The 24,206-nt window shown below is 60.8% G+C and carries 31 protein-coding genes; 20 read left to right on the forward strand and 11 right to left on the reverse strand.

All coding sequences use genetic code 11. The features are described 5' to 3' along the window. Positions 1-106: 106 nt before the first annotated feature. Positions 107-1,552 carry an NAD-dependent succinate-semialdehyde dehydrogenase gene (locus LVD10_RS04015; RefSeq protein ID WP_232939926.1) on the reverse strand — a complete coding sequence of 482 codons (1,446 nt, stop codon included), beginning with the start codon at positions 1,550-1,552 and terminating at the stop codon, positions 107-109. A gap of 205 nt (positions 1,553-1,757) precedes the next feature. On the opposite strand from LVD10_RS04015, the gene LVD10_RS04020 reads away from it, so the two are divergent. The 18 genes from LVD10_RS04020 (at position 1,758) to LVD10_RS04100 (ending at position 12,751) form a co-directional block, all read left to right on the forward strand. Next, entirely contained in the window at positions 1,758-2,675 is a 918-nt protein-coding gene (locus LVD10_RS04020; protein WP_232939927.1) for a LysR family transcriptional regulator, read from the forward strand. Between the two features lie 157 nt (positions 2,676-2,832). After that, positions 2,833-3,075, forward strand: coding sequence for a hypothetical protein (locus LVD10_RS04025; RefSeq protein ID WP_237061972.1), 243 nt, complete (start codon positions 2,833-2,835; stop codon positions 3,073-3,075). Positions 3,076-3,164: 89 nt separating this feature from the next. After that, on the forward strand, positions 3,165-3,524 hold the full coding sequence (locus tag LVD10_RS04030; RefSeq protein ID WP_232939929.1) for a hypothetical protein: 360 nt from the start codon (positions 3,165-3,167) through the stop codon (positions 3,522-3,524). A gap of 186 nt (positions 3,525-3,710) precedes the next feature. Next, positions 3,711-4,049 carry a hypothetical protein gene (locus LVD10_RS04035; RefSeq protein ID WP_232939930.1) on the forward strand — a complete coding sequence of 113 codons (339 nt, stop codon included), beginning with the start codon at positions 3,711-3,713 and terminating at the stop codon, positions 4,047-4,049. Positions 4,050-4,124: 75 nt separating this feature from the next. Then, complete coding sequence (locus LVD10_RS04040; RefSeq protein WP_232939931.1) at positions 4,125-4,493, forward strand: DUF4870 domain-containing protein; 369 nt, start codon at positions 4,125-4,127, stop codon at positions 4,491-4,493. A gap of 91 nt (positions 4,494-4,584) precedes the next feature. Beyond that, complete coding sequence (locus tag LVD10_RS17910) at positions 4,585-4,776, forward strand: FMN-binding negative transcriptional regulator (RefSeq protein ID WP_255774547.1); 192 nt, start codon at positions 4,585-4,587, stop codon at positions 4,774-4,776. 40 nt (positions 4,777-4,816) lie between these two features. Then, complete coding sequence (locus tag LVD10_RS17915) at positions 4,817-5,221, forward strand: FMN-binding negative transcriptional regulator (RefSeq protein ID WP_255774548.1); 405 nt, start codon at positions 4,817-4,819, stop codon at positions 5,219-5,221. A 150-nt stretch (positions 5,222-5,371) separates the two neighbouring features. Continuing rightward, the gene (locus tag LVD10_RS04050) at positions 5,372-5,659 is read left to right on the forward strand and encodes a hypothetical protein (protein ID WP_237061974.1); all 288 of its coding nucleotides are present in this window, start codon (positions 5,372-5,374) and stop codon (positions 5,657-5,659) included. Positions 5,660-5,778: 119 nt separating this feature from the next. Next, entirely contained in the window at positions 5,779-6,132 is a 354-nt protein-coding gene (locus LVD10_RS04055; protein WP_237061976.1) for a hypothetical protein, read from the forward strand. A 33-nt stretch (positions 6,133-6,165) separates the two neighbouring features. Continuing rightward, positions 6,166-6,687, forward strand: coding sequence for a hypothetical protein (locus LVD10_RS04060; protein ID WP_237061978.1), 522 nt, complete (start codon positions 6,166-6,168; stop codon positions 6,685-6,687). A gap of 107 nt (positions 6,688-6,794) precedes the next feature. Continuing rightward, positions 6,795-7,295 carry a GNAT family N-acetyltransferase gene (locus tag LVD10_RS04065; RefSeq protein WP_232939940.1) on the forward strand — a complete coding sequence of 167 codons (501 nt, stop codon included), beginning with the start codon at positions 6,795-6,797 and terminating at the stop codon, positions 7,293-7,295. 17 nt (positions 7,296-7,312) lie between these two features. After that, a complete protein-coding gene (locus LVD10_RS04070; RefSeq protein ID WP_232939942.1) occupies positions 7,313-7,654 on the forward strand; it encodes a hypothetical protein in 342 nt (113 codons plus the stop codon). Between the two features lie 323 nt (positions 7,655-7,977). Continuing rightward, entirely contained in the window at positions 7,978-9,552 is a 1,575-nt protein-coding gene (locus LVD10_RS04075) for a serine/threonine-protein kinase (RefSeq protein WP_237061980.1), read from the forward strand. Between the two features lie 30 nt (positions 9,553-9,582). Further along, positions 9,583-10,476 (forward strand): MBL fold metallo-hydrolase, encoded by an 894-nt coding sequence (locus tag LVD10_RS04080; protein ID WP_237061982.1) that lies wholly within the window; start codon positions 9,583-9,585, stop codon positions 10,474-10,476. Beyond that, positions 10,473-11,075 (forward strand): esterase/lipase family protein, encoded by a 603-nt coding sequence (locus LVD10_RS04085; protein WP_237061990.1) that lies wholly within the window; start codon positions 10,473-10,475, stop codon positions 11,073-11,075. Before LVD10_RS04080 ends, LVD10_RS04085 begins: the two co-directional genes overlap by 4 nt. Positions 11,076-11,140: 65 nt before the next feature. After that, the gene (locus tag LVD10_RS04090) at positions 11,141-11,776 is read left to right on the forward strand and encodes a CDP-alcohol phosphatidyltransferase family protein (RefSeq protein WP_232939947.1); all 636 of its coding nucleotides are present in this window, start codon (positions 11,141-11,143) and stop codon (positions 11,774-11,776) included. Next, the gene (locus LVD10_RS04095) at positions 11,773-12,261 is read left to right on the forward strand and encodes an FAD-binding oxidoreductase (RefSeq protein WP_232939948.1); all 489 of its coding nucleotides are present in this window, start codon (positions 11,773-11,775) and stop codon (positions 12,259-12,261) included. The genes LVD10_RS04090 and LVD10_RS04095 overlap by 4 nt, the downstream gene beginning before the upstream one ends. After that, a complete protein-coding gene (locus LVD10_RS04100; RefSeq protein WP_232939949.1) occupies positions 12,254-12,751 on the forward strand; it encodes a hypothetical protein in 498 nt (165 codons plus the stop codon). The genes LVD10_RS04095 and LVD10_RS04100 overlap by 8 nt, the downstream gene beginning before the upstream one ends. Positions 12,752-13,428: 677 nt before the next feature. Here the strand turns inward: LVD10_RS04100 and LVD10_RS04105 are convergent. The 9 genes from LVD10_RS04105 to LVD10_RS04145 all read right to left on the reverse strand — a co-directional run bounded on the left by LVD10_RS04105 (position 13,429) and on the right by LVD10_RS04145 (position 20,544). Continuing rightward, positions 13,429-14,187, reverse strand: coding sequence for a TerC family protein (locus tag LVD10_RS04105; protein ID WP_232939950.1), 759 nt, complete (start codon positions 14,185-14,187; stop codon positions 13,429-13,431). 71 nt (positions 14,188-14,258) lie between these two features. Next, the gene (locus LVD10_RS04110) at positions 14,259-14,642 is read right to left on the reverse strand and encodes a SpoIIAA family protein (RefSeq protein WP_232939951.1); all 384 of its coding nucleotides are present in this window, start codon (positions 14,640-14,642) and stop codon (positions 14,259-14,261) included. Positions 14,643-14,792: 150 nt separating this feature from the next. Next, positions 14,793-15,098, reverse strand: coding sequence for a hypothetical protein (locus tag LVD10_RS04115; protein WP_232939952.1), 306 nt, complete (start codon positions 15,096-15,098; stop codon positions 14,793-14,795). Between the two features lie 10 nt (positions 15,099-15,108). Then, the gene (locus LVD10_RS04120) at positions 15,109-15,828 is read right to left on the reverse strand and encodes an SIMPL domain-containing protein (RefSeq protein WP_233006703.1); all 720 of its coding nucleotides are present in this window, start codon (positions 15,826-15,828) and stop codon (positions 15,109-15,111) included. Between the two features lie 293 nt (positions 15,829-16,121). After that, positions 16,122-16,520: a VOC family protein gene (locus tag LVD10_RS04125; protein WP_232939953.1), complete on the reverse strand. Its 399-nt coding sequence runs from the start codon at positions 16,518-16,520 to the stop codon at positions 16,122-16,124. A 33-nt stretch (positions 16,521-16,553) separates the two neighbouring features. After that, positions 16,554-16,859, reverse strand: coding sequence for a putative signal transducing protein (locus tag LVD10_RS04130; RefSeq protein ID WP_232939954.1), 306 nt, complete (start codon positions 16,857-16,859; stop codon positions 16,554-16,556). Between the two features lie 159 nt (positions 16,860-17,018). Beyond that, positions 17,019-18,530 (reverse strand): aldehyde dehydrogenase, encoded by a 1,512-nt coding sequence (locus LVD10_RS04135; RefSeq protein ID WP_232939956.1) that lies wholly within the window; start codon positions 18,528-18,530, stop codon positions 17,019-17,021. 254 nt (positions 18,531-18,784) lie between these two features. After that, complete coding sequence (locus tag LVD10_RS04140; RefSeq protein WP_237061992.1) at positions 18,785-19,312, reverse strand: asparaginase; 528 nt, start codon at positions 19,310-19,312, stop codon at positions 18,785-18,787. A 569-nt stretch (positions 19,313-19,881) separates the two neighbouring features. Further along, on the reverse strand, positions 19,882-20,544 hold the full coding sequence (locus LVD10_RS04145) for a fumarylacetoacetate hydrolase family protein (RefSeq protein ID WP_237061995.1): 663 nt from the start codon (positions 20,542-20,544) through the stop codon (positions 19,882-19,884). 149 nt (positions 20,545-20,693) lie between these two features. Here LVD10_RS04145 and serA point away from each other — a divergent pair, with 149 nt between their 5' ends. Both serA and rarD read left to right on the forward strand, forming a co-directional pair. Then, complete coding sequence (gene serA / locus LVD10_RS04150) at positions 20,694-21,926, forward strand: phosphoglycerate dehydrogenase (RefSeq protein WP_232939962.1); 1,233 nt, start codon at positions 20,694-20,696, stop codon at positions 21,924-21,926. Positions 21,927-22,309: 383 nt separating this feature from the next. Next, the gene (rarD, locus tag LVD10_RS04155; protein WP_237061997.1) at positions 22,310-23,218 is read left to right on the forward strand and encodes an EamA family transporter RarD; all 909 of its coding nucleotides are present in this window, start codon (positions 22,310-22,312) and stop codon (positions 23,216-23,218) included. 316 nt (positions 23,219-23,534) lie between these two features. Here the strand turns inward: rarD and LVD10_RS04160 are convergent, their stop codons facing one another. Continuing rightward, positions 23,535-24,155 carry a hypothetical protein gene (locus LVD10_RS04160; protein WP_237061998.1) on the reverse strand — a complete coding sequence of 207 codons (621 nt, stop codon included), beginning with the start codon at positions 24,153-24,155 and terminating at the stop codon, positions 23,535-23,537. Between the last annotated feature and the right edge of the window lie 51 nt (positions 24,156-24,206).

The following is a 24,206-nucleotide window of genomic DNA, read 5'->3' on the forward strand; positions in this document are numbered from 1 at the left end:
CCTTTGTGTTATCTCTCTGTGCCGTGACCGTCATTATGGCCGATCACATACATTTGTTTCAGTCCCGCAGGAGCGGCCGCTGGCCGCTCCTGCGTGTCGTTCAATATCAGGCGCCAAAGCAGCAGTACTTGGTTTCGTAAAATTCCGCCATACCCTCGACACCGCCCTCGCGGCCAATGCCGGATTCCTTGCTGCCGCCGAAAGGCGCCACGGTGGTGGAGAATACGCCCGTGTTACAGGCCACCATACCGTATTCCAGCGCTTCCACCACCCGGTTGGCGCGGCGGATGTTTTCACTCATCACATAAGCCGCCAGGCCGTAGGGGGTATTGTTGGCACGGCGGATTACATCGTCCTCGTCGGTGAATTTCTGCACCGGTGCCAGCGGGCCGAAGATCTCCTCCTGTGCGATACGCATGTCATCGGTTACGCCCGAAATCACCGTGGGCGCATAGTAGTTCTCGCCCGCCGGCAGGAAGTCGCCACCCAGTTCGATGGTGGCACCCGCGTCGACCGAGTCCTGCACCAGCTGCGCCACCCGCTCGACAGCGCGGCGGTGAATCAACGGACCCACGGTAACTCCCTCGTCAGTGCCATGGCCTACCTGCAGTTCCGCCACCTTTGCCCGCAGTTTTTCCACAAACTCGTCGTGTACCGACTCGTGTACGTAGATGCGGTTGGTGGACACGCAGGTCTGGCCGGCATTGCGCATCTTGGTGGCCACACAGGCGCTGACCGCGGTGTCCAGGTCGGCGTCATCGAAGACGATAAACGGCGCATTACCGCCCAGCTCCATGGACATCTTTTTCACACCGGTGGCGCACTGGGCCATCAGGATCTTGCCCACGGCGGTGGAGCCGGTAAAGGTGAATTTGGCCACCCGCTCATCCTCGGTCAATACCCTGCCAATGGCCGGGGCGTCGGATCCCACCACCATATTGATGGTGCCCGCCGGCAGGCCCGCCTCCTCCGCCAGCTGGCACAGGGCCAGCGCAGACAGCGGCGTCTCGGAGGCCGGCTTGATCACCACGGTACAGCCGGCTGCCAGTGCCGGTGCCGCCTTGCGGGTGATCATCGCATTGGGGAAGTTCCACGGCGTGATGCAGGTCACGACGCCCACGGGCTGGCGGATGGTCTGCAGGCGCATGGCCGGATTGTGGGTGGGGATGGTCTGGCCGTAGGCGCGGCGGCACTCCTCCGCATACCACTCGATATAGGACGCGCCATAGGCGATCTCGCCCTTCGCCTCCGCCAGTGGCTTGCCCTGCTCCAGGGTGAGGATGCGGGCCAGGTCATCGGCATTGTCCATGATCAGCTGGTGCCAGCGCTTCAGCACCGCCGCGCGCTCGGCCGCGGTCTTCTCGCGCCAGGCCGGCAAAGCGGTATGGGCCGCAGCCACCGCCGCCCCGGCGTCCGTCGCGGAGCCGTCGGCGATCTCCGCCAGCAGCGTCCCATTGGCCGGATCGCGCACCTCGATAGAGGAGGCGGCATCCCGCCACTGGCCATTGATATAGTTCTGTGTCTTCAACAATTCCGGTTTTGCCAGCTGCACTATCGGACTCCTTGCATCTAGTGGACTTTGGGCAGATACCCGGAATTCTGGACGGGGGCCGAGAGGACGCATAGTGTATTTTCTCCAACTAAAATTTACCCCCGTCAAACTTTGGTCTATTCTGCCGCCTACCCTGGTGTTTCCCCGCATCAGGGCCCCGCGGACATGGCGGGAAACCCGTCTTTCAACGAGAGTGGATAACCTGATGAGCGGCAAGAAGGCACTGGGTGGGCGAGTCACTGATATGGACCTGCGGCTGCTGCGGGTCTTCCGCGAGGTGGTGCGCGCGGGCGGACTGGCCCCGGCAGAGGTGGCACTCAACATCAGCCGCTCCACCATCAGCCTGCACCTCACCGACCTGGAGACCCGCCTGGGCATGCAACTGTGCCTGCGCTCCCGAGGCCGCGCAGACTTCAAGCTGACCCCGGATGGCGAGGCCCTGTACCAGGCAATCGGCGAACTGGACGGCCACCTGGCCGCCTTCAAGAGCCAGGTCAACGCCATCCAGTCCCAGCTTACCGGCAGCCTGCGCATCGTACTGCCGGACGACGCGCTGGAGATTCCCCAGCTGGACCTGCCTGCCACCCTGGCCGGCATCCGCGAACGTGCGCCCCAGCTGCAACTGGACCTGCAATTGGCCGCGCCACAGGAACTGGAGCTGGAAATCCTTGCCGGTCGCGCGGACGTGGGTATCAACCCACTGCACACCAGGCGTCCGGGCCTGGATTACCGCCCCCTGTTCAACCACCAGTCACTACTCTACTGTCACCGCAGCCACCCGCTGGCCTCAGAACCCAATGTTAGTGAGGAGTTACTGACCCAGCAGGAACTGGCGGCCCCCAGCCACGCGGTGCTCTCCGGCGCCGCCCACCTGTATCGCCTGTTTCCCAACAAGAGCACCGCCAACCATATGGCAGCGCGCCTGGCCATGATCCAGTCAGGAAAGTTCATCGGCTTCCTTCCCTCCTACCTGGCAAGGCGCCACCAGCAGGACGGCGAGCTTATCGCCCTGCGCCCGGACCAGTTCCAATACGAAATCCAGAACGCCGCCACCTTCAAGCGCACCGCCGCCGACCATCCGGCGGTACTGTTGTTTCTAAAGGCGCTGGTAATTACCGGCTGACTGAGCCCGCAGAAATTACACGGGATTACACCGATCCGGCGTGGTTAAATAGGGTCCATACGGAAGAAAACAGTCACATCCCGACACTGCCATTAACCGGGATATGACCATGCCTGAGACAGGCAGGTAAAACCTGCCGAGCAATGAGAGGAGCTTCATGGAAGAGGTATTCACAGGAATATTCCGGGTATTGGGCCGGTTCCTGTTTGAAATTGTATTTTCGATAGCGGCTGAAATCCTGTTCCAGGTGCCCGGCTACTGGTTATGTAAACCGTTTACGAAACCTGGCAGGCAGCCAGACGGTTTCCTGGTTGTTGTACTCAGCATCCTGTTCTGGATTCTGGTCATTGCTGCCTCCTATGCCGGGTACCAGCTGCTTAATGGGGAAGCCGGCACATAGCACTGTCCACATAACGCGCCGCCGGGATTACTCCGGGCGCGGCCAGTAGCCCAGCGACATTTGATCCAGGAAACCAGCACAGGGAAGCCATGAAAATAAAGCCCGGCAGACATCAAATAAGAGCGATTCTATTCTGGTCAATCGTTATCCTGATTGCGCCATTTGCTGTCGAAGTGGTGATGCTTGCGGAGCTGGCGGGTGCGGAGTTCGCCATTGGCTTTTTACTGCTCTACCTGAAACAATCCATGTTACAGCTTAGGGAAAGGCTTCTGCGACTTAAAGCCACCCTGACCAACGTTGCCGGGCTTTTGAATAGTCATATCGTTTTTAATGAAAGGGTTTTCTATCCGCATGCTGGCCTGTCACTGACAGTGGTGGCAATTGGCGCACCGCTGCTTTATGTCGCTCTAATCTGGTACCCGGTTATTGCAGCCGGCAGCTGGACCTAGTGCCTTTCGGCTAATTTTAAAGGACAGGCGCTCCATCTACGCCACTTGAATGACATACGGTAAAGCATGCCTGATATGAAAAGTGGCCGCTATGGAGCAGCACTTCCAGAGCGAAAGCCTGACAGGGCCAGAGGCAACGAACCGCCCTCATGCCGCGACACCTTTCGACCAGGGGAGAATGTCAAGATGATCAGCGAAGACACCATAAACATACTGATAAAAGCGAGAAAAGAGCAGGCTGCCATTTACGGCCTACAGGCACTCTCAATCACGGCACTGGTGATATTGATTGCCCTGGAGGTGCTTGGTGTTCAGCACAATCTTACAATTTTCCTGGCTACGCTTGCGACGATTTTCATGTGCGGGGCTGTCGGGCAGAACAGGTGGGTATCGGTATCACGCGGCCAGCTGGTCAAAGCGCTCGAACAGCTGATAAACAATGATGCCAATGCAGTTGAGCGGCTGGCTGAGAAGAACAAAGCAAAAATCCGGCCTGGCTATAACTTCAGGGCTACCGATGACTAATTAACCCGCCGGAAAAAACCGCTTTGAACAATCACTAGCCATTCAAAGAGCAGTAAGAAATGAGAGGGATAAGGAATGAATGAAATAAGACCATGGGGAATGGATAAAAATACATTCCTGATGCTGATGCACCTCAGCCAGCTGACCGGCTTCTTTTTGCCAGTCGCCGGGTTTGCGCTGCCCATCATCATGTGGGCCACCAACAAGGATCAGTCTGTCGAGATTGATCGCCATGGGAAGGTGATCCTCAACTGGATGATCAGCTTAATCATCTACGCCCTGATCTGCTCTATCCTGGTTTTTGTTGTCATCGGCATCCTGGGCTTTTTCGTCCTGCTGCTAGTCGAGGTTATTTTTGTGGTAATCGCAGCTGTCAAGGCCAGTGAGGGCGAACTATGGCAATACCCGCTCAGCATCAAGTTCTTTCAAGTCCCGGGTGCATAGCCGGGACAACCCGGGCGAGTGACCTTTAGACACTCCTAATTGGCGCCCGGAGTCAGGGGCGCTTTTACCAGCACAACTGTGAAACCAGCAGATGTATACACCAAAGCCATTCAGGCAGGCCGACCCGGAAAAAATCAAACAAATTATTGCCGAGTATCCACTTGCGACCCTGGTCACCGGTAACGGAGCAGGGGTTGAGGCATTCCACCTGCCACTGGTTATTGCCGAACGTGATCGCAATCTGGTTCTGCAGGGGCATATCGCCAGGGCAAGCCACCTGTGACGGGAAGCCTGCGATGGCGCCGAAGTGTTACTGATTTTTAATGGCCCAAACTGTTATTTCTCCCAGTCTTTACCCAACCAAACAGAAACACGGCAGGGCAGTTCCCACCTGGAATTATGTGAGTGTGCACATACGAGGCAACATGCACTTTGTGCATGATCCCGCCTGGACCCATGAGACCCTCGAAAAGCTGACGGCCCAACAGGAAGGCTCCGGTGAGGAGGCCTGGTCAATCAGTGATGCGCCGGAGGACTATATCCAGAAGATGTTGACGGCTGTGGTCGGACTGGAAATCGAGGTGATATCGATAGAGGGACAATGGAAATTGATCCAGAACCAACCGGCACGCAACAGGGATGCCGTGATTGGTGCCCTGGGAAAATCTGACGATACGAATAAGACCAAAATTGGTGAACTGGCCTCGTCATGTATGACTGAAGGCTGATATGGTATTTTAAGTAGCCCCTGAAGCCACAGGGAACGACCAAGCAAGATTTCGCGCAGACGCCATATGAAAAAAATAAAAATGATAATAATCGCCCTGGTTTTTTCCGCGCCGGGATATGCTCAGGAAAAGCAGGAACCACTGAAAAGCATGTCCACATGCCTGATAATGTACGACTGGACATCCTGGGGCATGTGGCGCTTCGATGTTTACGCGCTCGCAGGCAATATGATCCTGATCGGTGAGAAAAAGAACCACTTCAGGATCGACAGCAGTAATCCGGGCTACAGCCACGTGATCGACGGGGAAGTGGTGGCCACTTACCCCGACGCCACAAGCATCGATGACCTCGGTGAGAACTGCCAGGACAACTGCCCCGTCAACCATGAGCGCCGTACCGGCTGGTTCAAGCGCCGCTGTGACTCTTACCCCTCATAAGTGAAACCAGTTATTCAACCTGCCCCGCTTCACCTGTACAAGCGCAAATCGCAGGAACGCCCGGTTTCAGTTGAGTGCCGGGCATATACGAAAAACTTTATCGTAAGGGAGAGATCACATTGAGACCTGCCCCCGTAAAAGACATGGTTACAGTAGAGGTTCTGGATAAGCTCGATATCCGCGTCGGCACCATTCTGGAGGTGGCGGAGATCGCGCAATCACGCAAGCTGATGAAGCTTACCGTGGACTTTGGCGACCACCAGCGCTCTATCCTCGCGGGTATCCGCCAGGAGCGAGACAACCCGCAGGCGATCACGGGCCGGCAGGCGCTGTTCGTGGTAAACCTCCCGGAAAGAGAGATGGCTGGGGAGACCTCACAGGGTATGCTGTTCGACATCGGTTATGAGGATGGCCTCAGCCCGTGCCTGGCCATCCCCGAATCCCCGGTCCCGAATGGCAGCCGAGCGGGCTAGAAGAAAGATGGCAATTCAGGGGAGTCCGTCACCATGAAACCAATCGAACTGTTGGCCGTAGGCATCAGGATATGCGGCATTATGCTGGCCATCATTGGTCTCAAGTCGATTTCCAGCCACCACGCAACCTTTGCAATGTTGAACCAGAGCAACTTCGGGGATACCACGGCTATTGCCTACCTGGCCGTGACAGAACTGGCCATCATCTTTGCTGCCAGCGCAATATTCATGCGTTTCCCGATGTCTGTCGCCGGAAAGTTGCTGCCGTTTGAAAGTTCGCATCCCATCAGTTTCTCCGACCGCGCTACCGACATACTCGCTGTCGCATTTTGTATCCTGGGTGTCTATATACTTTCCTGGGCGCTTCCCGACCTGGTCGACAATGGTATCTGGCTCTGGTACTACACCGCCGAGCGTCATCAGCTGGGGGATCGTTATGCCAGTACAATGATCACCTTGCTGGTCACCCTTGTGGAAATCGCTATCGGCCTGTTCCTCTCCCTGCGCAGCCGTGGATTCAGCGCACTATTATGGAGGTTACGGAACGCGACATAACCTATTGTCAATCCACCGGCGTAACCGCCTTGATCGACAGGCTCACGGGCTACCCGGAACCAGGCTACCGGCCGGCTGCACTGCAACTTTTTTACCAGAGCAAAACCTTGAGCAATATTGAACCAGTCACCACCTACTACCTGGAGATGACCGACCAGCAAAGCCTCAAAAGCAAGCCCAAACCCGAGGGGCTGGAGGTGGTAGAGGCAGAGGAAAAGGAATTCCGCTTCAACCGCTACCTCTACCAGCTGGTGGGGGAGCCATGGCAATGGGTGGACCGGCTCTCGCTGCCAGATGCAGAGTGGAAGGCATATGCGGAACGCCAGGCCCTGCGTACCTGGGTGGCGTATTACCGCGGGTCCATTGCCGGCTACTATGAGCTGGAAAAGCAGTGGGAAGGCAATGTACAGATTGCCTACTTTGGCCTGGCGCCACGGTTTATTGGCCGCGGCTTTGGCGGCTACCTGCTGTCCCACGCCCTGCAGTCGGCGTGGGACTGGGGCAACACCCGCCGCGTATGGGTGCATACCTGCTCGCTGGACCATGAGGGTGCGCTGGATAACTACCGTGCCCGCGGTATGCAGGTTTACAGGACCGAACAGGAATAGGAGGAGCGGAAGGGAATATGCGCTACCCGGTAACACCCGATGGCCGCTACTTTGTGGTCCGGGGCAGGCTGTGGCGCATGAGTAACCCGGCGCTTACGGAGGGCGAGCGCGAGCGACTGACCCGAGAACTGATGCGCCACCGCTCCGCCGTGGGACGCGCCAGGAAAGCAGCCAACGAGGTGGCGGAAAAAGCCGCCCGCGAGGGTGTGCATGCAGCCAAGGTGGCGCTCGGTGAGCGCGGGCCAGCCTGGTGGCATGACGGCGCACCCGACTATAACCGCTACATGGTGAAGAACACCCCCTACCGCGACTGGTATCACGGCCTGCCGCCCCGGGACCGGAACCCGGATGAAAAATAAGCTTCCACTTCCCACGCCCAGATAGACGACGCCTCTTTTTTCCGGGGAATCCCTGCCGCGATTGTAAAGTCGTAGCCCGTCGTCTATCTAGTTATACAAGCTTTGATATGGCCGGGCCGGATCGGCTTCCCCGGCCAGCACGCTATTCCCGATTGACTCTCCATACAGTCTCTCCTGCCCACAGCAGAGACGGCGTAGCCAGGTTTCACGCCAGTTGCATATCCAGGCCGGGCAGGGAATACGCCCGCTGCTGGCAAGCAGTTGTGGCGGGCAATGCCCGCTGGCCGCGGTCCTCGTATGGATAACAGGCAAAACAGGCGTATATGGATTCTCCCGATATTCAGATACCCGGCTACACCATTCATGCCGCCATCGGCCACGGCGGCATGGCGTCTGTTTATCTCGCCACCCAGGAATCCCTGGATCGCAAGGTAGCGATAAAAGTGCTGCGCAACTGCGCCGATGCCGAGTTTGGTCAGCGCTTTATCAATGAGGCTCGTTTTATCGCCGGCCTCAACAACCCCCATCTCATTACCATCTACGATGTTGCGAGCATGGAAAGCGGCGATTACTACATCGCCATGGAATTTGTCGGCAACGGCGATGTAATCGAGAATGTCGATCGCTTTACACGTCCGGCACCGATTCTCGCACTGATCCGCCAGGTGGCCGAGGGACTATCCATTGTCCACGACAATGGCATCATCCACCGGGACGTAAAGCCCACCAACATTCTCTTCCGCGCGGACGGCACCGCGGTGCTGACAGATTTCGGTATTGCCAAGAATGTCGAGAGTGACTCGGACCTTACCCAGAGCGGCCTCAGCCTGGGAAGTCCGTCCTATAGCAGTCCGGAACAGGCGCAATGTCACCCACTCGATATCACCACCGATATCTACAGCCTGGGTGTGGTGTTGCTGGAGCTGTTACTGGGCCGAAACCCGTTCAAGGGCGACAGCCACACCAGTACAGCACTGAACCATATCCAGTTGCCGGTACCGGAACTCCCGGAAGAGTTTGACTACCTGGCGCCGCTGGTGAAACGGATGCTGGCGAAAGACCCTCGGGACCGTTATCCCTCCTGCCGCGAATTGATTGCGGATATCGACCGGGTACTGGAAGGTGACGATAGCCAACAAACTGATATAACGCTGCCCTTTATCCGCCAGCGCAGGCTTGCCGGACCCGCTGGACAAAAGGCAAAACTGCTGACAGTGGCAAGCTGCGTGCTACTGCTTACTGTATATTTCGGCTTTTTCTATAAAACCCCAACCGAGCGTGAGATCGAGCGGCTGCTGGAACAGGCGCAGCTCAGCATGGACGCCGGGCGCTTTATGTTACCGGCAGGTAATAACGCGCGTAATTACTACAGCCAGGTGCTGGCACTGGATAACTCCAACCTGGAAGCGATCCTGGGCCGCAAGACCGCCGAGAAAAAACAGCTGGATAGCTACCTGAAGCAGGGTGCACAGGCATTGCAGGACGGCCGGTTGCAGCAGCCGGAAGGAAACAATGCACTGCACTATTACCGCCAGGCACTGGCGCTCGACCAGGACAATGCCAGGGCCAATGCCGGGATCGCCCGGGTAATCGACGAATTTGTCCGCCTGGCAAGGGTGGAAATCGACCAGAATGATTTACGCAATGCCCACTTCTACGTCGATAGCGGTCTCAGTATCCAGCCGGAGAATGACGTACTCCTGTCACTCAGCGACGAACTCAAGCAGAGACAGCAAAGGCAACAGCAACAGCACCGGCAACAAGTGCGAAAGGTCGATGCAGCGCAACCGGTCGCACGCAGGTCCAAACAAGCACCAAAAAAGAAGCAGTCCACCGTCAGGACCCACCTGCGCAATATCGTTGACAAGTTTCGCGATGTTATCGATGGTGACCGCTGATTACGATGCACCTTATTGCGGCAGGTCCCCATGAAGCCAGCGCTAGCGCTTTCCCTTGTTGCTTTCCTGCTCGGGCTGTTCGACCACGATAGTGCACGGGCTGCGCAGCAGGCGCCGGAATACCGTATCGATCCGGTCAAGGCCAATGTCTACCGTTTTACTGCCGGCAGCTACCGCTCCGTCTTTATGGTTACCAACGCGGGCATCTTCCTCGCCGACCCGATTTCCGCCGCTGCCGCGCAATGGCTTCATGGTGAATTAAGCCGGCGCTTCGAAAAGCCGGTACGCTATATGGCGTACAGCCATAATCATGTGGACCACACCCTGGGCGGTGAAGTCTTCGCCCGGGGTGGCACCACCATCATTGCCCACCAGTATGCCGCGGAGGACCTGGCCTGGACCCGGGTCCCCACCGCCCTGCCGGACATCACATTCCGCGAGAGACTGACCGTCAACCTCGGCGAAGGCCAGGTAAGGCTGCGCTATCACGGTCCCAATAATGGCCGCGGCTCGGTGAGCATGCGCTTTATGCCCGCCAATGTATTGTTCGTTGTGGACTGGATCGTGGTGGGCCGCATGCCTTACCGGGACCTGCCGGGCTACGATATCCACGGCATGATCCGCTCGACCCGTGAGGTGCTGGCGGGCGAGCCCTTTGACGTATTTGTCGGCGGGCATGCCGGGACCGGCGACCGCGAAGATGTGCAGCGCTACCTCACCTACCTGCAAGCGCTCTATGACGCCGTGCGCGACGGCATGCTGGCCGGCAAGTCCCTGCAGGCATTGCAGGTGGAAATCCGCCTGCCGGAGTTCCGGGACCTGGAAATGTATGACGAATGGCTGCCGCTCAATATCGCGGGGGTATACCGTACCCTGGAAGATATGTCCTACCTCAAGATGCGCGAGGATGTCGACAGCCCATGAGCAACAGGGGGAGGGTGGTATTGCTAATCCCGGGCATCTTCGACCGCGGCAAGTCCATGCACCGCATGGAGGCAGTGCTGGACAGTGCCGGCTTCTCCGCATATTACATCCACCTGCAATACAATTCCGGCTGGTACGGAATGGAATTCCTCGCCCACCAGTTGAAGAGCCAGGTGGAGGAACTGGTGGAGCCGGACCAGACCTGTGCACTGGTAGGATTCAGCATGGGCGGCATTGTCGCCCGGCACTATATCCAGGTACTGGGCGGGCAGGAACGGGTCCACAAGTATATTTCCATCGCCAGCCCCCACTTCGGCAGCGTCTGGGCCAACTGCCTGCCCTACCGGGGCGGGCGCCAGCTGAGCGTGGGCAGTGAATTCCTGGCGCGCCTGAACCGGGAAATACACAGCCTCGAACCGCTCGAGCCGGTTTCCATCTGGACCCGCTACGACGCCACCATTTTGCCACACCGCAGCGCGCTCCTGCCGCTGGGTAATACCTATGAAGTGCCAGTGGCATTGCATCGCTGGGTGCCGCTGGACCGGCGCGTGATTGATATTGTCTCCGATGAACTTGGCACGGCACCCGCACCACGTTGAACTTTCCCCTTCACGGTCATCATTGATATAAACAGTCTTCCCGGGAAGAAATACAAGGAAGGCTATTGGATTTACCCACTGCGCGGGCTTCGACAGGCATGCCCGGCTACCAGGCGATATTACCCTGGGCCCTTGTCGCCCTCAGGGGACTGCTGGCACCGCTATCAATTGTTATCACCTGGTTACAGTTTCCGCCTTCCATCTGGCTGGGCCAGTTCGCGATGGCGATCATCTCCGATATTTACGATGGCCGGCTCGCACGTCGCTGGGGTACAGCCTCGCCCGCTCTCCGCCGCGCGGATAGCATGGTCGACACGTTCTATGCCCTGGCCTGCCTGTGCTGTTTCTGTATTGCCGCACCGCAGGTTATGCTGGCCCACCTGCCGGGCATCCTGTCGCTGTTGGCCCTCGATGCGATGCGGGCAATCATTGACTGGCGTCGCTTCGGCAAGCGTGCCAGTTATCACGCCTGGAGCATGAAGCTGTTCGGGTTGTCGATTATCCCGGCGGGCATCCTGGTCATGACCAGCGGACAACCACACTGGACACTGTGGCTGTCCATCGTTATCGGCCTTTACGCGCAGCTCGAGGCCCTGTCGATGTCGCTGATCCTGCCGCGCTGGACCCACGACGTAAAACATATCGGCGCAGCCCTGGCGATTCGGCGCGCGGGGGATACGAACTCCGGAGGAAAACCGTGAAATTTCCGATTGCGCTATCACCAACACGGCTGGCCGGCATAATGGCAGCGGGCCTGTCGATCCTAACCGCCCTGCCGGTGTGGGCAAGCACAGAAATAGCGCCATTCACTTCCGACGGCTGCAGCCTGTTCCCCGATGGCACGCACGAGGCAGAGACCCTGTGGCTGGACTGTTGCCGGGCTCACGACCTGGCCTACTGGCGGGGCGGCACCTATCGCGAAAGGCTGGAGGCGGACCGGGAACTTGAGGCCTGTGTGGCCGATGCGGGCGAGCCGGAAATCGCCGGCCTGATGCTGGCCGGCGTGCGGGTCGGCGGCTCACCATTCCTGCCCACCAGCTTTCGCTGGGGCTACGGCTGGCCCTACCTGCGCGGCTATGAGGCGCTCAGTGAAGAGGAACTTTCGGCCATCAGGGCAGCCCTGGGCGGAACCGACCCGCGGGATGCGGGAAAACATACAGACAAGGAGAAAAAGAATCGTGAGTAGTGGCGAGGCCGGTGCAAAACCCTATATCGAAACCAACCAGGCCCAGAAAGGGTTCCTTTACCCGTTTTTCCTGGTCCATATGGGCGTGTTCGGGTCGGTGCCTTTTTACCAGGCCTACTTCAGCGACGATCCCTCTTTCAGCAGTATCTTCCTGTTCGGCGGGTTCGGGCTGTATGTCTATATATTTTTTTATAACGCCATCTTCGGGCGCGATGCCATCCGCTGGATGTTTATCAATGCCGGCCTGGGCATCTGGGGCATCTACAACGAGCTGGACCTGCTGCTCGGCTTCACCGGCCGCTCGCTCGACGACGTCAGCCCGCTGTATCACGCGGTCCCGTTCACCTATTACGTGATGTACACCTTCCTGCTGCGCCAGGGCGTGATCGACCTGCTCGGCGCACGCCGGGATGAAGACCGCCGCAGGAAGGTGGAACACGGCTATATCGCCATCTCGCTGCTGGTGTATACCGGGCTGTATTTTCTCTGAATCGGGGGGTGTTGCGAACAGCCTGCTGACTGGTGGGAGGGCGGATACAAGATCCGCCCCTACGACGGGTCACCCTCCAGAAATCATGTACCGCAGGGGCGAACCTTGTGTTCGCCCGGGCCCGAATCCCGCATTGTGGGAGGGCGGATACAGGATCCGCCCCTACGACGGGTCACCCTCCGGAAATCATGTACCGTAGGGGCGAACCTTGTGTTCGCCCGGGCCCGAATCCCGCACTGGGGATGGGCGGATACAAGATCCGCCCCTACGACGAATCACTCTCCGGAAATCATGTACCGTAGGGGCGAACCTTGTGTTCGCCCGGGCCCGAATCCCGCACTTTGGGAGGGCGGATACAGGATCCGCCCCTACGACGGGTCACCCTCCGGAAATCATGCACCGCAGGGGCGAACCTTGTGTTCGCCCGGGCCCCATATCCGCACTGGGGATGGGCGGATACAAGATCCGCCCCTACGACGGATCACTCTCCGGATATCATGCACCGCAGGGGCGAACCTTGTGTTCGCCCGGGCCCGATACCCGCACTGGGGATGGGCGGATACAAGATCCGCCCCTAGGACGAATCACCCTCCGGAAATCATGCACCGTAGGGGCGAACCTTGTGTTCGCCCGGGCCCGAATCCCGCACTTTGGAAGGGCGGATACAAGATCCGCCCCTACGCGGCCTTGTCCTCTTCGGTATACGGTTTATGGAGTTCCACCGGCTTGCCCTGCTTCTTACGCAGGCGCAGGTTGAGCATCTCCACCGCCACCGAGAACGCCATGGCAAAGTAGATGTAGCCCTTGGGTACATGCACGTCGAAGCCTTCCAGCATCAGGGTGAAGCCCACCAGGATCAGGAAGGACAGGGCCAGCATCTTCACTGTCGGGTGGCGCTCGACGAAATCACCAATGGGCTTGGCTGCCACCAGCATCACGATCACCGCCAGGATAATCGCAATTGCCATGATGGATATCTGGTCCACCAGGCCCACCGCGGTAATCACTGAATCCAGTGAGAAGACGATATCCAGGATGGCGATCTGCACCAGCACCATGCCGAAACTCGACACTACCCTGGCATCACTGCTGCCCTCCACGCCCTCGAGGCTGTGGTGGATTTCATGCACCGCCTTGAACAGCAGGAACAGGCCACCGCCCACCAGGATGATGTCGCGCCCGGATATCTCATGGCCCAGCACACTGAACCAGGGCTCCACCAGCCCCATGATCCAGACGATGGAAAACAGCAGTGCCAGCCGGGTGACCATGGCCAGGGTCAGGCCGATAAACCGTGCCGGCTCGCGCTGGTGTTCCGGCAGGCGCCCCACCAGGATGGAAATGAAAATGATATTGTCGATACCCAGGACGATTTCCAGCGCCGCCAGCGTCGCCAGTGCCACCCAGGCCTCGGGGCTTGCCATCCACTCGAACATGCAAAACTTCCTTTTGCCGTTGCTTGTTGTTCTGAGCGGCTGATTCTACGGCAGGCAAGCCCCGGCTTGCATCAATCCGATGCGAGCCAGGCCATGGCTTCCTCCTCATCCTCGAAGAACCGCGCATCGCCACCGATAAACCAGGCACCCACCCTGGTGGCCAGCTCCTGCCAGCGCTTGTGGCCCACCATCGCCACCTTGTGGAACTGGCGCCCGTGCCTGAGGCCCAGCTTGAGGTCGTCCCAGGCGGCACGGGCCTCCCAGCCTTCCAATTCGGTGGCGTCGAAAAACACATTGATCTTCGGGTGCCGGGCCTCGGCCAGCGCCGACTCCAGGATCGGCACCATAGCCTCGTAGTCCCTGTGGGTCAGCTTGCCCTTTACCCGCAGGGACAGGAACAGGTCGTCGTCGATGCGCTCCAGGCCCACAGACAGCCCGTGTCGCTTGATCGTCATGAATACCTCCGTCAGCAGCGTTGGCAGTCGTTACAGATCTTACTTTATAGACCAGTGACCCGGGCGGGCAGGCTAACAGGGAGGAGAAGGGTTGTTGAAGGCGGGGCGAGACAGGTCCCGGCGGGCCAACCGCCCGCCGGGAGGAAATCGTCAGTGGCTGAGGATCTCGACGATCTCACGGCTGTGATGCATCAGGCGCACGATCTCGCCCTCGATGCTGACCGTCACCAGGCCGTGGCGATCCACCGGCTTGACGATCACCGCATGGCTGTAGATATCGTGCTCCAGCACATGGCCTACCTGCAGCTTTTTCTTCCAGCCCGGGGGCAGTTCGCCGCCGCGCTCGGCTTTTTTCTGCAGGCCCGGGGGCAGGTCGTTGTTGGGCTTGGCCATGGCGCTGGAAGCGCTCAAGGCCACTGCGGCGCCAAGGGCCGCTGCAATCATGATCCTGTACATACTGCTGTCCTCAGTCGGAAAGGTAATACTCGATTGTCGACACTACCCGCACCTTCTTGATATGCGGGTTGTTCTTGTCGCGATCACGGATACTGAACTGTCCCTGCGACGCGCGCTTGATCTTCCCCAGCACGCTATCGGAGTCCTCGGCGAACTTCTGTGCCACCTGTCTCGCCTCGACCGTGGCCTGTTCGATCATTTCCGGCTTGAGATCGTTCAGGCCGGTGAAAATATATTCCGTCTGTCCCTGGTGATTGCCCTGCGAGAAGGCTATGCCCTCGCGTCCCAGCTGGGCCAGCTGGTCCATGGCCGCCCGTACCGCCTCCACCTCATCGGAGTAGACCGTCACTGTCTGCAGCGCGGTGTAGCGGAAGGGCGCCGGCTGGTTACCACCATATCTCTGCGCTGACTTGTCGGTGACCGCCGGCAGGGAAACCGAAACCGCCTGCGCGGCGATACCCTGCTCCGCCAGGAATTTCTCGATGCGCTCGCTGCTGGCGGCGATATCCCGGTAGAGCGCCTGCAGGTCATTGCTGGCAGCGGTGAACTGGATCGGCCAGATCACGATATCCGCCGGCACCTCCCGTTCCGCCAGGCCCTTTACGGTGACCGTGCGCTCGTAACCCTTGAAGCGCTCCACCGCCTCCACGGCAAACCAGCCCAGCGCCAGCAGGCCTGCCAGTATCCCGGCACCGAGTACGGCAGCGGGAGCGCTGTTCGGCGTTTTCATCTCTGTCACTAGGTCTTCCCTGGTCCAGTCAAAAGGGGGCGAATTGCGTTGGCCGCTCGGGAAACAGATCGTAGGGGCGGATCTTGTATCCGCCCCGTGCCGGTTCCAAGCCCGAGGTGAGGGCGAACACAAGGTTCGCCCCTACGGTGTATGGCGCTGGCATCTATTGCGTTCCCCGCCCGGCAAAGAGGCTGTACGGGCGGATCTTGTATCTATCCGTCCGGATCCGGGCCCGCACACAGATTCGCCCCCGGGCCCTGAATCCAGCCTGAACCTGCAACCGCTTCCGCCAGTCAGTCGCTGATCTCGTCATAACCGCGGCCGCGGAATTCCAGCAGGCAGAAGCCGTGGCCGAAGGGATCCGCCAGGCCCGCGATCGCGCCCCAGTTATTGACCCTGACCGAAGATTCAAGTTTCGCACCGGCGGCTACCGCCTTCTCCACCGCCGCTTCCACGTCCTCGACCACCATATCCAGGTGTACCGGGGTCCAGTGGCGCCGGTAACACCGCTCATCGCCGCCGGCGGTCACGGACCCGGCTTCTTTCGCCAGCAGGTACAGGGGCGCACTGGCACCCAGCAGCTCGACCCCATCACTGCCGAACCGGCGCCCCACCTGCAGGCCAAGGGCGCGGGTATAGAAATCCACCGCACCGGGCAGGTCGTCGACGTCGATATTTACCAGCAGGTCCATTTTTTCTTTACCTCTACTTCGCTAACCGTCTCACTACCCGGCCGGTCGCACATGGCCGCAATGCCAGCAGTAATCAAATGCCGCGCCGTTGTGCTCACCACAACCGGGACAGGACCACTCCTCCCCCGCGTGCTCGTCGGCGCGCAATAACTGCACCGCCCGCTCGTAATCCCGGTCGCGCTCCACCCACAACTCCAGCCACGCCTGGTGCGGCGCCAGCTCGCCGGTGGCGCCCTGGGCGAACTCGTTTTTCAGGACTACGGCGATGCCGGCCACTTCCAGCTTGCTCTTTGCCAGTTCCACCAGCAGGCGGTTTTCGTGCGTGAATACCAGTTTCATAGCTTTTTATCAGCTTCCGTCGGTGCAATGCACTGCGCTTATTGCACCCTACGCCATTGAGAGTATTCCACACAGGTTGCCACAGGCCGGCCCGCTCACACCATAAAAAAGGGGCCGCAGATGCGGCCCCTTGCTCTTATTCCGGATTACGCCGGCAGCTTAGCCGGAGATATCGATCCAGGTGGATTTGAGTTCGCAATACTTATCCAGCGCGTGCAGCGACTTGTCGCGGCCGTTGCCGGACTGCTTGAAGCCACCGAACGGCACGGTGATGTCGCCGCCGAAGTAGTTGTTTACCCACACGGAACCGACACGCAGGTCGCGGGACATCCGGTGGGCGCGGCTGATGTCGCGAGTCCAGACACCGGCGGCCAGGCCGTAGATGGAGTCGTTGGCGATCTGCAGTGCCTCTTCCTCGGTCTCGAACTCGATCGCCACCAGTACCGGGCCGAAGATTTCCTCGCGGGCCACGGTCATTTCGTTGGTGACACCGCTGAAGATCGTCGGCTCGTAGTAGTGGCCACCTTCCACGGCTGCCGCGGCGGCACCGCCACAGACTACCTGCGCGCCCTCTTCCTTGCCCTTGGCCACGTAGTGCTCGACGGTGTCGAACTGGTTACGGTCGATCAGCGCACCCATCACGGTGTTGGGGTCCTGCGGATGGCCCGGCTTGAAGCGGGCGCTGGCCCTTTTCACCTTCTCGATAAATTCGCCGGCGATGGATTTTTCCACCAGCAGGCGGGTACCGGCGGTGCAGGTCTCACCCTGGTTATAGAACACCGCCAGCGCCGCGGCCTCGGCCGCCTTGTCCAGATCGGCGTCGGCGAAGACGATATTGGGGCTCTTGCCGCCCAGCTCCAGGAAGGTGCGCTTCAGGTTCGACTGGCCGGAGTACTCGGTCAGGGTCTTGCCCACCTCGGTGGAACCGGTGAAGGTCAGGCAGTCGATATCCATGTGCAGGCTCAGGGCCTTGCCCAGGCTGCTGCCCGGCCCCGGCAGTACGTTCAGCACACCGTCCGGGATGCCGGCTTCCTTCGCCAGGCCGGCCAGCTTGATGGCGGTGAGCGGGGTGTTGGAAGCGGGCTTCAGGATCACGCTGTTACCGGTGGCCAGCGCCGGGCCCAGTTTCCAGCAGGTGGTGGACAGCGGGAAGTTCCAGGGCACGATGGCGGCTACCACCCCCAGTGGCATGCGCTGGATCAGGGCCAGCTCGTCCGGGCCGGTGGGCGCGACTTCGTCATAGATCTTGTCGACCGCCTCACCGCTCCAGCGGATGGTGGTCACCGCGCCGGGCACGTCCACGTTCATGGTGTCGCTGATCGGCTTGCCCGCGTCCAGGCTCTCCAGCAGGGCGATTTCGTCCCGGTTCTGCTCAATCAGCTCGGCGAAACGCACCATGATCTTCTTGCGCTCCATCGGCGGCATGGCGGACCAGCTGCCGGATTCGAAGGTCTTGCGGGCGATCTTCACCGCCAGCTCGGCGTCCTCGGGACCACAGCTGGCCACCTGCGCCAGCTCGCGGCCATCCGCCGGGCTGGTGGTGGGGCGGGTCTCGCCGGACAGGGCGTCCACATACTCACCGTTGATGAAAGCGCGGCCCTCGATCTTGAGGCTGTCCGCAAGGGCCAGCCACTCCTGCAGGGTTTCCGGGGTCTTATTCTGTTCTGACATGGCGCACCTCTCAGATTGTCGAAGGGCAAAAGTTGAATGATTATTCAGTTTATACTGAAAATGTGATCACAATTCAAAGGGTTTGTATTGTAACGCGCGAATGGCGGCCGTGCGAAGACGGTTCGGGAACAGATTGAGTGTAGGAGGCCGGGAGGGGAAGGGATTCAGTTATGTAAGGTGCCCGCAGGGGCGGATCCTGTATCCGCCCGGGCCCGGCGGATACAGGATTTACCCCACTCAGGGAGGGGGGAGCTTCAGCCCACCGCCTCGAAGGTACCCTCTTCACGATTCTTGCGCACGCCGGGCACGGCGAACACGCGGTTGTGGAAGGCGATATAGAAACCCGGCTCCATCAGGCGCGCGGCCAGCAGGGCCTCGGTGACGTTCTGGCGGGCGTCGGAATCGATAAAGCCCATGGGCTTCATGGCACCGGTGAACACCACCGGTACCGGGGGCTGGCCCATCTTCTTGAAGCAGAACTCGGCGGTATCGGCCATGGTGTCGGTGCCGTGCAGGATCACGATGGGGTCGCCCTGCTGCGCGGTGCGCTCCACCGCCTCGGCGATCAGCGCCCGGTCGCGGTCGTCCATATCCAGCGAGTCCTTGTTGACCACGCTCTCCAGCTCCAGGTGGGTGTAGGGCAGGCGCAGGCTGGAGATCAGCCCTTCGCGGATAATGGAGGCGCGGTTCTTGAGGGTGCCCTCCTCCTCGCTGTAACTCTTCTCGATGGTGCCGCCGGTGGTGAGGATACGGACGGTGTTAATCGGGTTCAGGTCGGTCATCGCGCCTTGTCTCCCTGCTGGTATTGGCTGCTGGTCCACAGCTGCCTTGTGGGCCATGCTGCTGGAATGGTTGCCGGGAGGTTTGCCCGGCCGGCGGCATCATAGTGCCGCGGGACGATGGGGACAATATTAGCCCCGCTTATGGCTGCTCTGGCCCCGCAGGGCGGACACAAGGTCCGCCCCTACGAAGGAAGGACCCTGTAGGAGCGGCCCATGGCCGCGATCGCGCGGCGCCCCCCGGGACCTGTGCATTTTGCGACACCCCATCCCCACTCCGTAGGAGCGGCCGCTGGCCGCGATCCGCGGCTGGCAGGATGCGCGAGATGTTTACCGCACGGGGTATTGTGCCCCGCACCCCGCAGGGCGGACACAAGGTCCGCCCCTACGGATACGGGATCCCGATGTGCTTATCGCGGCCGGACGTCCTATGGCCATGCGACCGTAGGAGCGGCCGCTGGCCGCGATCCTCGCCAGCTGGGTATCGCGCCATGCCCCCGCAGGGCGGACACGAGGCCCGCCCCTACGAAAGAAGGACCCTGTAGGAGCGGCCCATGGCCGCAATGGCCGGTTCAGGCAACGCTGGTCTCCACCCGCAGCCAGTCGTCCTCCAGCTGCATCACCAACCGGTCACCACTGAGCAGGGCGCCCACGCCGGCCGGTGTGCCGGTGAGCACCACATCCCCCGGCTGCAGGGTGAAATAGCTGCTGATATAGGCCACCAGCTCGAGGATGGGCGTGAGCATATGGTTGGTCTTGCCCCGCTGGCGCAGCTCGTCGTTCAGCCACAGGGAGTAACTGAGCCCGTCCCAGTCCGGAAGCCAGTCCAGCTTCACGAACGGCGACAGCGGGCAGGCGCCATCGAACGCCTTGGCCTTTTCCCAGGGGTGGCCCTGCTGCTTCAGCTCTGCCTGCAGGTCGCGCAGGGTCAGGTCCAGCGCCAGGCCGAGGCCGGCGATGGCGGGGGGCACGTCGCCGGGGTTGGCATTGCTGATGGTTTCCCCCACCAACAGGGCCAGCTCCCCCTCGAAATGGCAGCTGCCGCGCCCCGGCGGCAGGTGGATGGGCGCCTCGAAGGGCACCGCCGCGGTGGCCGGCTTGATGAACAGCAGCGGCTCTTCCGGCACGGCGTTGTCCAGCTCGGCGGCGTGGGCGGCGTAGTTGCGCCCGACACAGACGATCTTGCCGGGCGCTAGTCCCGTCTCCGAGCCGCAGGTAAACCGGTGCTGGTACATAGCTATCTTCTATTCCTCTTGCCTATAGTTAGGATGGATATTTCGTATAAAGCTTTCCGGGCCGCTTGTGGTATGATCGCGCCCTCGCCGGATTCCCGGTTTCGCAAATTCTATCTCCAAACCCGTTGCCCATAGTCAAGAGAGTGTATATGGCTCCGCAAACATCATTGCAAAAGGACAAGATTCGTATTCTGTTGCTGGAGGGCGTGCACCAGTCGGCTGTCGACCTGCTGGCCTCGCGCGGCTATACCAATGTGGAGTACCTCAAGACCTCGCTGCCCGAAGACGAGCTGATCGAGAAGATCGCCGACGCCCACCTCGTGGGTATCCGCTCGCGCACGCAGCTGACCCGCAAGGTGCTGGAGAACGCGCACAAGCTGATCGCCATCGGCTGTTTCTGCATCGGCACCAACCAGGTGGACCTGCAGGCCGCCACCGACCTGGGCATTGCGGTATTCAACGCACCCTATTCCAACACCCGCAGCGTGGCCGAGCTGATCATCGCCGAGGCCATCCTGATGCTGCGCGGCATCCCGGAGAAGAACATCGTCTGCCACCGCGGCGGCTGGCAGAAATCCGCCAAGGGCTCCTTCGAGGCCCGCGGCAAGACCCTGGGTATTATCGGCTACGGTGCCATCGGTTCGCAGCTGTCGGTGATGGCCGAGGCCATCGGCATGCGCGTGATCTTCTTCGATGTGGTCACCAAGCTGCCGCTGGGCAACGCCACCCAGGTGAATTCCATGGACGAGCTGCTGGCGCAGGCGGACGTGGTGTCCCTGCATGTACCGGAGCTGCCGTCCACCAAGATGATGATGGGCGCCGAGCAGATCGAGCGCATGAAGCCCGGTGCCATCCTGCTGAACGCCTCCCGCGGCAGCGTGGTGGATATCGATGCACTGGCCGCAGCCCTGAAAAGCGGGCACCTGTCCGGTGCCGCCATCGACGTATTCCCGGTGGAGCCGCGCGGTAATGAGGACGAGTTCCAGTCGCCCCTGCGCGGTGTCGACAATGCCCTGCTCACCCCGCATATCGGCGGCTCCACCATGGAGGCGCAGGAAAATATCGGTATCGAGGTGTCGGACAAGCTGGCGCTCTACTCCGACAACGGCACCACCACCAGCTCGGTCAACTTCCCCGAGGTGGCACTGCCCGGCCATGCCGGCGCCCACCGCCTGCTGCACATCCACCAGAACGTGCCCGGCGTGCTGAGCGCGATCAACAAGGTGTTCTCGGACAACGCCATCAACATCTCCGCCCAGTTCCTGCAGACCAACGAGACCCTGGGTTACGTGGTGATCGACGTGGATGCCGAGTACTCCGACCTGGCACTGGAGAAGCTCAAGAACGTCAAGGGCACCCTGCGCTGCCGCGTACTGTTTTAACCGTCGCGGGCCACAGGCAAGGCAGGCAAGAAAGGGCGGATACAAGATCCGCCCCTACGGCCCACCATTCAGACCGAACCACACCGTCATCTCCGAGCCCGCCCCCGTAGGGGCGCACCTCGTGTGCGCCCTGCCGGCCGCTGGCACGAAAAGGGCGGATACAAGATCCGCCCCTACGGCCCATCGTTCAGGCCCAACCACACCGTCATCTCCGGGCCCGCCCCCGTAGGGGCGCACCTTGTGTGCGCCCTGCCGGTGGCCCGGCCAGCGCAGGGGAGTTAGAATCGCCTCCCGACGCGCCCCCCGATGTGTTTCCGCGCCAGGTCACCAGAAGCAGCCCTGAGCTCGAACTGCACCCTGAGCCCAAAATAGAGATCCCCCCAGTGCCAGAGAGAGATTCCGCCGCAGCCGGCCTGCTCGCCGGTGTTACTGCCTTCCTGATGTGGGGCGTGGCCCCGCTGTACTTCAAGCTGCTGGACGGCATCTCCGCCCCGGAGATCCTCGCCCACCGCAGTATCTGGGCGCTGGTGCTGGCCATGGTGGTGCTGGCGGTGATCGGCAAGCTGCCGGATTTCATGGCCACCCTGCGCGACCGCAAGCGCATGACCACCCTGGCGCTGTCCACCCTGCTGATCGGCAGCAACTGGCTGGTGTTTATCTGGGCCGTGACCAGCAATCACCTGCTGTCCGCCAGCCTGGGCTACTACATCAACCCGCTGATCAACGTGCTGCTGGGTGTGCTGTTTATGGGCGAGCGGCTGCGACCGCTGCAGTGGCTGGCGGTGGCCCTGGCGGCCATCGGTATCGGGCACGAGCTGTGGCAGTTCGGCGAGCTGCCGGTGGTGGCGCTGTTCCTGGCGCTGTCGTTCGGTTTTTACGGCCTGGTGCGCAAGCGCGCACCGGTGGAGAGCCTGACCGGCCTGGCCATGGAAACCCTGTTTATGCTGCCCATTGCCCTGACCTACCTGGTGCTGAGCACCAGCCCCAGCAGCAACATGGCCAACAACGACTGGCAGCTGAACGGCCTGCTGCTGCTCGCCGGCCCGGTGACCCTGCTGCCGCTGCTGCTGTTCAATATCGCCGCGCGCCGGCTGAACCTGTCCACGGTTGGCTTCCTGCAATACCTGGCGCCGACGCTGATGCTGGTGATCGCCACCCAGCTGTTCGGCGAGCCGTTCAGCGAGACCAAGCTGGTGACCTTCGCCTTCGTCTGGTTCGGCCTGGCCCTCTACTCCACCGATGCCCTGGCCCAGCGGCGCAGGGACAGGGCGCTGCGGCAGGCGGCGATCTGACGGGCATCGCGGCCATGGGCCGCTCCTACAGCGCGCCCTTTTCGTAGGGGGACCCTGTGTCCGCCCGGCAGGGTCCAGGGCGATAGCCCGGACCCACCACGCATCCCGCAAATCCGGGTCGCGGCCAGCGGCCGCTCCTACGGTCGCGTTGCCACAGGACACGCGGCCGGGATAAGCACATCGGGATCCCATATCCGTAGGGGCGGACCTTGTGTCCGCCCGATGGAGCCCCGAGATACCCCGCACAGGAAACACCTTCGCGCATCCTGCCACCCCGATCGCGGCCAGCGGCCACTCCTGCGGCAACGCTGCGAGCCTATTGGGCCTGGCCATAAGTGGCCAGGTACTCCCCCGGGATTTCCACCGCGCTGAAGCCACCGGAAAAAGCGGTGATGATCACCGCCGACAGCAGCAGCCCCGCCACGCACATGCCGTAGCCCAGGCGGTCCCGCGCCACAGCCCCCATGCGATTGCGCAGCAGCCAGTGGGCGGCGCAGGCCAGGTGGGCGAAGATCGCCGCTACCGCCAGGAAGTAGTAGGGCAGGAAGAACAGTGAGTAGGGGAACACATGCATACCCGCCGCGGCATAGAAGAAATTCGTATCCAGCCCCAGCACCGTGCGCCCGAACAGCACCGCGCTCACATGTACCAGCAGGAAAAACGCCAGGTAACAACCGGATATTGCCTGTAACCGGTCGAAGAAATCCTGCCGCTGGCCAAACCGCCGCGCGACAAAATACAGGCCGGAACACACCTGGAACAGCACACAGCCGATCAGCAGGGCCTCCACCAGCAGCAACCGGTACACCTGGCGCAGGTTCTCCATCAACTGGATATGGGCTTCGACACCGGCCACGGCAAACCCGTGGTTGGCGATATGGAAAATGGCGAAGAGGGCGATGATCACCGCGGAACTGCGGTGCAGGGTATGCAACATGGGAACTCCTTTCCCCGGCGGGTTAACGGAAATATTTTACCGGCCCGACTA

The sequence above is a fragment of the Microbulbifer zhoushanensis genome (genome assembly GCF_021729055.1).
Lineage (GTDB): Bacteria > Pseudomonadota > Gammaproteobacteria > Pseudomonadales > Cellvibrionaceae > Microbulbifer > Microbulbifer zhoushanensis.

Coding starts and splice junctions, on each gene's coding strand:
- LVD10_RS04115 (WP_232939952.1), bottom strand. CDS start 15,098: ATGTACAGGATCATGATTGCAGCGGCCCTTGGCGCCGCAGTGGCCTTG.
- LVD10_RS04120 (WP_233006703.1), bottom strand. CDS start 15,828: ATGAAAACGCCGAACAGCGCTCCCGCTGCCGTACTCGGTGCCGGGATA.
- LVD10_RS04050 (WP_237061974.1), top strand. CDS start 5,372: ATGTCCACATGCCTGATAATGTACGACTGGACATCCTGGGGCATGTGG.
- LVD10_RS04025 (WP_237061972.1), top strand. CDS start 2,833: ATGGAAGAGGTATTCACAGGAATATTCCGGGTATTGGGCCGGTTCCTG.
- LVD10_RS04135 (WP_232939956.1), bottom strand. CDS start 18,530: ATGTCAGAACAGAATAAGACCCCGGAAACCCTGCAGGAGTGGCTGGCC.
- LVD10_RS04070 (WP_232939942.1), top strand. CDS start 7,313: ATGCGCTACCCGGTAACACCCGATGGCCGCTACTTTGTGGTCCGGGGC.
- LVD10_RS04075 (WP_237061980.1), top strand. CDS start 7,978: ATGGATTCTCCCGATATTCAGATACCCGGCTACACCATTCATGCCGCC.
- LVD10_RS04160 (WP_237061998.1), bottom strand. CDS start 24,155: ATGTTGCATACCCTGCACCGCAGTTCCGCGGTGATCATCGCCCTCTTC.
- LVD10_RS04140 (WP_237061992.1), bottom strand. CDS start 19,312: ATGACCGACCTGAACCCGATTAACACCGTCCGTATCCTCACCACCGGC.
- LVD10_RS04040 (WP_232939931.1), top strand. CDS start 4,125: ATGAATGAAATAAGACCATGGGGAATGGATAAAAATACATTCCTGATG.
- LVD10_RS04105 (WP_232939950.1), bottom strand. CDS start 14,187: ATGTTCGAGTGGATGGCAAGCCCCGAGGCCTGGGTGGCACTGGCGACG.
- LVD10_RS04145 (WP_237061995.1), bottom strand. CDS start 20,544: ATGTACCAGCACCGGTTTACCTGCGGCTCGGAGACGGGACTAGCGCCC.
- LVD10_RS04035 (WP_232939930.1), top strand. CDS start 3,711: ATGATCAGCGAAGACACCATAAACATACTGATAAAAGCGAGAAAAGAG.
- LVD10_RS04060 (WP_237061978.1), top strand. CDS start 6,166: ATGAAACCAATCGAACTGTTGGCCGTAGGCATCAGGATATGCGGCATT.
- LVD10_RS04020 (WP_232939927.1), top strand. CDS start 1,758: ATGAGCGGCAAGAAGGCACTGGGTGGGCGAGTCACTGATATGGACCTG.
- LVD10_RS04130 (WP_232939954.1), bottom strand. CDS start 16,859: ATGAAACTGGTATTCACGCACGAAAACCGCCTGCTGGTGGAACTGGCA.
- LVD10_RS17915 (WP_255774548.1), top strand. CDS start 4,817: ATGGCCCAAACTGTTATTTCTCCCAGTCTTTACCCAACCAAACAGAAA.
- LVD10_RS04030 (WP_232939929.1), top strand. CDS start 3,165: ATGAAAATAAAGCCCGGCAGACATCAAATAAGAGCGATTCTATTCTGG.
- LVD10_RS04125 (WP_232939953.1), bottom strand. CDS start 16,520: ATGGACCTGCTGGTAAATATCGACGTCGACGACCTGCCCGGTGCGGTG.
- LVD10_RS04110 (WP_232939951.1), bottom strand. CDS start 14,642: ATGACGATCAAGCGACACGGGCTGTCTGTGGGCCTGGAGCGCATCGAC.
- LVD10_RS04085 (WP_237061990.1), top strand. CDS start 10,473: ATGAGCAACAGGGGGAGGGTGGTATTGCTAATCCCGGGCATCTTCGAC.
- LVD10_RS17910 (WP_255774547.1), top strand. CDS start 4,585: ATGTATACACCAAAGCCATTCAGGCAGGCCGACCCGGAAAAAATCAAA.
- LVD10_RS04080 (WP_237061982.1), top strand. CDS start 9,583: ATGAAGCCAGCGCTAGCGCTTTCCCTTGTTGCTTTCCTGCTCGGGCTG.
- serA (WP_232939962.1), top strand. CDS start 20,694: ATGGCTCCGCAAACATCATTGCAAAAGGACAAGATTCGTATTCTGTTG.